Below are 7,201 nucleotides of genomic sequence, written 5' to 3'. Positions count from 1 at the left end.
TGAACTGTTGGAAAAACGGGGAACTTACAAACCTTCTTTGGTAATTTCTACCGTTTTTTCAGCCGAATAATCGACACTTGATTGCCAACACATTTTTCCTCTTTTTACATAGCTCACATACGCCAAATCTTCTTTTTCTTTTTGGTATTCGATAGAATACAATCCATCAAAATCTAAATAAACCGAGGAATTATCACGAACGATCAACGGAATCATACAGGACTTTTTGATTGACTAGATACGCAATTTCTTTACCAGGAATAACCACGTTCTCACCCATTTTCACTTTCTCGATTGCCATACTATAGGGCAGATTTTCTTTCCGAATATATCGTTTCACCTCAAAACCATTTTCTTCTAATTGTTGATTATAAAGCGAACTCAAAAAATGTATCAAACTACCTGAGTAAACTTTTTCTCTATTCTTATACCATTTCTTTTTGCGTGATTTATTTCCTTCTATTTCTTTGAAAAAAACTCGAACCCAAAACCATTAAGGATTGTTGTTTTTAATCGATAGAAAACTTTTGTAGATCGTACTCAACATCATAGCCTAAATATATATTTTCCACTACTAACACATCTTTGGCACGAGCAATAAGGACGCGTTGTTTCTCATCGAAATGAAACCGTAAAACTTGCGGATTTTTTATTTTAATTTTTTTAGAAACTTCGTCTAAACCCAAGATTTTTCTCGAAAAATGCTGTAATAATACTCCCGGTCTTTCGGGCTCATCGTTTGGATTTCAGCTGTTTATAATTGGATAGATAATATCTTCTTCCATCACAACTTCTAGCATCAATGTTTGATTGGATTGTAGATTGAGAATTTTGGTTTGAAAATAATCGTGACGAAAAATAAGATTGTGTTGACCATTCGGAAAATCGATCCGAAAAAACCTTTATTATCCGTTTTTGTTGTTCGACTCGAACTATTGATCAAAACTTGTACGTTTACGATGGGTTATTGTGCTTCATCATACACATATCCTTCTACTCTATTTTGGGCTATTAATGGATAAAAAAATAGTATGCAAATGCATACTATTCCTTTTGGTAATCAATAATTGATATTATTTTTTTTGTCCAGGAGGAAAACTTTTAAGTATTTCGTTCACGGCTTGTGGAATCCGTTCTGATTTGGCAGAAATATTCGAAACATTCAACCCAGAACCTACTCCTTGCCATACCAAAATATTACGATTAAAATCGATAATATCTATAATAATGGTTCCTGAGGTATATTGCGAAACGCGTGACGCTGGTCCACCCCAATAAGGTCCCCAACCAAATCCATAGCCATACCAATCGTTATCCACGGTTATTTGTTCTTTAGAACTTGCCAAAATATTGACCACTAATTCTGGATTATCGTTAACTTTTTGGAAACCTTTTGCTGCCATTTCTTGGTCGATGGCTGCAATTATTCTACGTTTATCCAAATCGTTTAATGGTAATTTATCAAATCCTTTTTGGTGATAGCCATAGGTTTTATACTGAGTGAAATTCGTCGTCTTATCGTAATCGGTATTGACTTGTACTACTCCGCAACTCATCAATGTGAAAAAACATATCCCAATAAAAAAATAGGTTAACTTCTTCATACTCTTATATTTTACTTCTACTACGACTAAGATACGAATATTTTGAATATTATAAACGAAAAAATTCTTACCAAAGTAATAATCTTTATACACCTAATTCTTGCGCTAAAAATTAGCAAGAATACTAACTTTCAATACTCTTTTATTTTAAAATTTATAAGCGAATTGCAACGAGAATAGTGAAGAACGATTAACGCCAGTTCCGCTATCGCCAAAGGTTTTATAGGTGTCCGAAAGGCCATAACCGTAGCGAAGATTTGCTTCATATTTTCGTAAATACGAGTATCCTACGCCCAGATTAATGGCTAAATCAAATTTATTTTCTGTTCCTGCAACAATTTCTGGACCTTTCTCATCAAAATTTTTAGAAACCAAGAATCCAACTTGCGGACCTGCCTCTATGAAAAAATCACTATCCTGATCATCAAAATAATATTTATACAAAACCGGGATGTTGATATAATTGAGGAATGCTTTGTGTTTTTTGCCGTTTTCGGTAAATTTAGAATACTCTCCTTCGTTGGCATACAAAACCTCTAGCTGTAGATAGTGCAGATTATTTTTGTAGGTTAGCGGAATCTCTACAAATCCACCGCCAGTAAAACCAAAACGCGTTTCGGAAATCCCATGAATAACCGTCGTGTTCGAAGCGCCTGCACCTGCTTTTACCCCGTACGAAATCTGTGCATCTACATGCTGAAATGCTAAAAATACAAGGGTTAAAAGACTTGCTTTTTTCAATATATTTTTCATTTTTTTAGAGTTTTATTTGAATTTCTATATTTCTATTGGTAGTTTTATTTTCACCTCGACAACACCTTGTGCGTTCAACATTCCGAGTTCTACTTCTTGTATCTGATTTATACTCTCTTCTTGATAATCGGCTTCAACTTTCACATAATTTTCTGTAAATCCATACATTTTACCATTTTTATTTTCATGCTCCCACAAAACTTTTTGTGTTGACCCTAATTGACTTTGATAAAATGCTAATCGTTTCTTTTCTGACAAAATCCGTAATCGCTTATTTCGTTCTTTCCGTACATGATACGGAACAACTCCAGGAAAATCTATTGCTTCTGTATTATCTCGCTCAGAATAGGTAAAAACATGCAAATAAGAAATGGGTAACGCTTGCAAAAAATGATACGTTTCCATAAACAACTCTTCAGTTTCACCTGGGAAACCAACAATAACATCCACACCGATACACGCATTCGGCATTATTTTTCTAATACTTTCTACTCGATCTTTATACAAGGCTGTGAGATATCGACGCTTCATTTTTTTGAGTAAAACATCCGAACCTGATTGTAAAGGAATATGGAAATGCGGAACAAATCGTTTGCTTTGCGCTACAAAGGAGATGGTTTCGTTTTTCAAGAGATTGGGTTCGATTGATGAAATACGAATTCGCTCGATATTGTCCACCTCATCCAAAGCTTCTACCAACTCTAAGAAGGTATGCTCGTGCTTTTTATTACCGAATTCTCCTTTTCCATAATCACCAATATTCACGCCCGTAAGCACAATTTCTTTGATATCTTGATTGGCAATTTCTCTTGCATTTTTCAGGACATTATGCAATTCATCCGACCGAGAAATCCCTCGTGCTAATGGAATGGTACAATAGGTACATTTATAATCACAACCATCCTGAACTTTGAGAAAAGCACGCGTTCGATCCCCGATAGAATACGATCCTACATAGAAATCTGCTTCGTCTATTTCGCAAGAATGGATGATCGTTTCATCTTGTTTTTCCAAGTCATCTAGATATTGTGCAATGTTGAACTTTTCGGATGCACCCAGCACCAAATCTACTCCTTCTATCGAGGCAATTTCTTCAGGCTTCAACTGTGCATAACATCCTACCACAACCACAAACCCATTAGGATTTGCCTTAAGGGCGTTTTTCACTATAGTTCTACATTCTTTATCTGCATTGGCCGTCACCGAACAGGTATTGATAACGTATACACTAGCAGGCTGATGAAACTCAACTTTCTGATAACCATTATCTTGCAAATTTCTAGCAATTGTAGAGGTTTCGGAAAAATTTAATTTACATCCTAGTGTATAGAAAGCAACAGTTCTCGTATCTTGATTCATGCCACAAATTTAGTAAATTAGCCCCAAATTATTATTAATTTGACAACAAAAACTATATATCACAAATACAAATACTGCCTGACTATCATTTTTTTAGCATTGCTAAGTGGCTGTACAACTGAAAATAAAGTCGACGACTCGATGATTTTCAGGCTCAATCGGTACGATAATATTTCTTCACTCGACCCAATCCAAGCAAGAACACAAGCTAATAATTGGGCTTGTAATTTGCTTTATAATAGTTTGGTAAAAATTGATTATAATCTGAATATTCAACCAGATATTGCTAAAAATTGGTCGATCTCTGAAGATGGTAAAACGTATACTTTTCTACTTCGTGATGATGTTTTTTTTCATCGTCATCCTGCATTCGGTAAAGATTCTACGCGTGCAGTCATCGCAAGCGATTTTACTTTCAGTTTCGATCGTCTAAAAGACCCTAAAAACAATGGTTCTGGTGGTTGGATTATGAGTAATATCGAATCTTATAAAGCACTGAATGATTCTGTTTTTCAAATTCAATTAAAAGAAACCTTCCCACCTTTTTTAGGTCTAATAAGTATGAAATATGCTTCGGTTGTACCAAAAGAATTATTTACCGATGGTGAAAATAGTTTTACACAAAACCCTATTGGTACTGGGCCATTTCAATTTAAAATCTGGGTAGACAACGTAAAAATGGTTTTGAGAAAAAACCCTCTCTATTTCGAGTACGATGATAAAAATAAACGTTTACCTTATCTAGATGCCGTAAATATTACGTTTTTACCCGAAAAGAATTCAGAGTTTCTAGAGTTAATCAAAGGAAATTTGGATATGATGGCAGATTTAGATCCCTCTTATAAAGATGAAATTTTGAGTGCCAATGGCGAATTAAACTCGAAGTACAGTCATCAAATCCGACTCATCAAAGAACCTTATCTTAGCACCGTTTATTTTAGTTTTTATTTGGATGATGGGAAAGAAATTGATAAGCGTTTACGGCAAGCGATGAATTATGGCATTGACAAACAAAAAATTATCCGCTATTTGATGAAAGGACAAGGATTTGCTGCCGATGGCGGTTTTATCCCAAAAGGGTTAGCAGGACATTCCGCAAAAAACGGTTATCCTTATGACCCTAAAAAAGCAAAAAGTTTGATTGACTCTTACCGTAAAGAATACCCTAATAGCACAACGATAGAACTAACAACCGTGCAAGAATATGTAGATGTGTGCGAATATTTTGCAGCCGAAATGGCTAAGATCGGCTTAAAAATAAATGTAAATGTAGTACCAGGGCCGACTATGCGAGAAGGAAAATCGACAGGTAAATTTGCTTTTTTCCGTGCCAACTGGGGAGCTGATTACGCGGATGCAGAAAACTTTCTTTCTTTATTTTATAGTCAAAATTTTGCTCCAGAAGGTCCGAATTATTCTCACTTTCGTTCACCCGAATTCGACCAACTTTATCATCAATCATTTTTAGAAAATAATGCAGACAAAAGAGCTAAAATATACGAGAGATTAGACTACATTATGATGCAGGAAGCTCCAATTGTTCCTTTATTTTATGATCAGACGGCACTATTTACCAACAAAAAAGTAAAGAACCTACGCATGAGTCCTATAAAACTATTGGATTTGACGCGTGTTTATAAAGAAAAGTAAAATTCATTATTTATGTCAAATCATTTGATAATATTAAATATTAATAGTTGTTTTTTAGATTTTGTACAAATTTCTCATCAAAATTTGTTATGTTTTAGTATAACTGAAAAAGGACCAATTATAAAGTTTACAAATAGGTAAAAAATAATCAACAATATCTTTAAATAAATAATTTTACTCTGCTTTTTTTGAATATATTTGAAACGCTTAAATTAATGCTTAAAAAAAAATTGATTTTATGAAAGTCAGACAGCTATTCATCATAGCTTCCATTGCAGTTTTAGTCGCCATTGGAGTTATTTCTTTTTATTGGAAAGGAGTTCTTTGGTTTTTAATTTTCTTTCTACCGCTGATTTTACTGGGGCTTGTAGACATCACTCAGAAAAAGCATGCCATTAGAAGGAATTTTCCGATTATAGGTCATGGGCGATATTTACTAGAAAGTATCCGACCAGAAATCATGCAATATTTTGTCGAAACTGATACCGAAGGAAAACCAATCAACCGCTTAATGCGTAGCATGGTTTATCGACGTGCAAAAAATGTAATCGACACGGTTCCCTTTGGTACACAAGAAGATGTTTATGCACCAGGTTACGAGTGGCTGAACCATTCTATGTACGCAGGAAAAATAAAACATGCAGATGATCCACGCGTGAAAATTGGTGGGCCAGATTGCAAACAACCTTATCTATCGTCATTACTAAATATATCGGCAATGAGCTTCGGTTCATTGAGTGAAAATGCTGTATTAGCAATGAACAAAGGAGCTAAATTAGGAAACTTCGCACACAACACTGGAGAAGGAGGTATTTCACCTTATCATTTGAATCCTGGTGGAGATTTGATTTGGCAAATAGGGACAGGTTATTTTGGATGTCGTGCTGCCGATGGTGGATTTGACCCAGAAAAATATATAGAAAGAGCAACTTTACCTAATGTAAAGATGATAGAACTGAAACTATCTCAAGGTGCAAAACCAGGACACGGAGGAATTCTTCCGGCCAACAAAAACACCCCAGAGATTGCAGCAATTCGTGCTGTAGAACCCTACACTACTGTAGACTCTCCTCCATCACACTCTGCTTTTAGTGATGCAGAAGGTATGATGCATTTTGTAAAACAACTACGCGATCTATCAGGAGGTAAACCAGTCGGATTTAAATTATGTATTGGTGTAAAACGAGAATTCCTTGAAATTTGTGAAGCCATGATTACTACCGGGATTAAGCCAGATTTTATCGTGATCGATGGTGGTGAAGGAGGAACCGGAGCTGCTCCTGTAGAATTCTCTAACTCTTTGGGGACTCCACTTTTAGATGGTTTAGCCTTCGCAATTGACACACTACGTGGTTATGACCTAAAAAAAGATATCAAAGTCATTGCAGCCGGAAAAATTATTTCTTCTTTCCATATGGCACGTGTCATGGCAATTGGGGCAGATTTATGTTATTCTGCTCGTGCGATGATGATGGCAGTAGGATGTATCCAGGCTTTACAATGTAACACCAATACTTGTCCGGTAGGTGTTGCTACGCAAGATCGAGAGCTGATGAAAGGACTTGACATTGAAGACAAAGCAACACGTATGTACAATTTTCACAAGAAAACTATGCATAATTTGTCTGAACTAATTTCTGCCACGGGTGTAAAATCTCATCGCGATTTTGATAGAACCTTTGTTAACTTACGAATAGATAAAACCAAAGTAAGAACATATGATCAATTGTATCCGATAGTAGAAGAAGGTTCTTATTTAGGAAAAACTAGAGAAGAAATCATGAGAATGGTTCAAGAGTCGAATATTGGAGGATAATGTACTTTCGGTACAATGT

The 7,201-nt window shown here is 35.4% G+C and carries 8 protein-coding genes; 2 read left to right on the top strand and 6 right to left on the bottom strand.

All coding sequences use genetic code 11. From position 1 onward, the window contains the following. Positions 1-24 precede the first annotated feature (24 nt). The 6 genes from HMPREF2660_RS02535 to mtaB form a co-directional block, all read right to left on the bottom strand. Positions 25-216 carry a hypothetical protein gene (locus tag HMPREF2660_RS02535; protein ID WP_070485525.1) on the bottom strand — a complete coding sequence of 64 codons (192 nt, stop codon included), beginning with the start codon at positions 214-216 and terminating at the stop codon, positions 25-27. Continuing rightward, positions 194-397: a hypothetical protein gene (locus HMPREF2660_RS02530; RefSeq protein WP_126414833.1), complete on the bottom strand. Its 204-nt coding sequence runs from the start codon at positions 395-397 to the stop codon at positions 194-196. Before HMPREF2660_RS02530 ends, HMPREF2660_RS02535 begins: the two co-directional genes overlap by 23 nt. A 112-nt stretch (positions 398-509) precedes the next feature. Then, positions 510-686, bottom strand: coding sequence for a hypothetical protein (locus HMPREF2660_RS10955; RefSeq protein ID WP_168160778.1), 177 nt, complete (start codon positions 684-686; stop codon positions 510-512). A gap of 387 nt (positions 687-1,073) precedes the next feature. Next, complete coding sequence (locus HMPREF2660_RS02525) at positions 1,074-1,604, bottom strand: DUF4136 domain-containing protein (RefSeq protein ID WP_013598783.1); 531 nt, start codon at positions 1,602-1,604, stop codon at positions 1,074-1,076. A 147-nt stretch (positions 1,605-1,751) separates the two neighbouring features. Next, positions 1,752-2,357 carry a porin family protein gene (locus tag HMPREF2660_RS02520; RefSeq protein ID WP_070485524.1) on the bottom strand — a complete coding sequence of 202 codons (606 nt, stop codon included), beginning with the start codon at positions 2,355-2,357 and terminating at the stop codon, positions 1,752-1,754. A gap of 24 nt (positions 2,358-2,381) precedes the next feature. Continuing rightward, positions 2,382-3,716, bottom strand: a complete 1,335-nt coding sequence (gene mtaB, locus HMPREF2660_RS02515; protein ID WP_013598781.1) for a tRNA (N(6)-L-threonylcarbamoyladenosine(37)-C(2))-methylthiotransferase MtaB — start codon at positions 3,714-3,716, stop codon at positions 2,382-2,384. Between the two features lie 39 nt (positions 3,717-3,755). On the opposite strand from mtaB, the gene HMPREF2660_RS02510 reads away from it, so the two are divergent. Together HMPREF2660_RS02510 and HMPREF2660_RS02505 are read left to right on the top strand one after the other, a co-directional pair. Further along, positions 3,756-5,366, top strand: a complete 1,611-nt coding sequence (locus HMPREF2660_RS02510) for an ABC transporter substrate-binding protein (protein ID WP_070485523.1) — start codon at positions 3,756-3,758, stop codon at positions 5,364-5,366. Between the two features lie 238 nt (positions 5,367-5,604). After that, positions 5,605-7,182 (top strand): FMN-binding glutamate synthase family protein, encoded by a 1,578-nt coding sequence (locus tag HMPREF2660_RS02505; RefSeq protein WP_013598779.1) that lies wholly within the window; start codon positions 5,605-5,607, stop codon positions 7,180-7,182. Positions 7,183-7,201 lie beyond the last annotated feature (19 nt).

The sequence above is a fragment of the Weeksella sp. HMSC059D05 genome (assembly GCF_001809725.1).
In the GTDB taxonomy this organism is placed as follows: Bacteria; Bacteroidota; Bacteroidia; order Flavobacteriales; family Weeksellaceae; genus Weeksella; species Weeksella virosa.
Note: the sequence above shows the minus strand (reverse complement) of the source record. Positions and strands in the feature narration are given on the sequence as shown.

Excerpts from the sequence above, each read along its gene's own strand:
- mtaB (WP_013598781.1), bottom strand. The coding sequence starts at position 3,716 with ATGAATCAAGATACGAGAACTGTTGCTTTCTATACACTAGGATGTAAA.
- HMPREF2660_RS02535 (WP_070485525.1), bottom strand. The coding sequence starts at position 216 with ATGATTCCGTTGATCGTTCGTGATAATTCCTCGGTTTATTTAGATTTT.
- HMPREF2660_RS02505 (WP_013598779.1), top strand. The coding sequence starts at position 5,605 with ATGAAAGTCAGACAGCTATTCATCATAGCTTCCATTGCAGTTTTAGTC.
- HMPREF2660_RS02525 (WP_013598783.1), bottom strand. The coding sequence starts at position 1,604 with ATGAAGAAGTTAACCTATTTTTTTATTGGGATATGTTTTTTCACATTG.
- HMPREF2660_RS02520 (WP_070485524.1), bottom strand. The coding sequence starts at position 2,357 with ATGAAAAATATATTGAAAAAAGCAAGTCTTTTAACCCTTGTATTTTTA.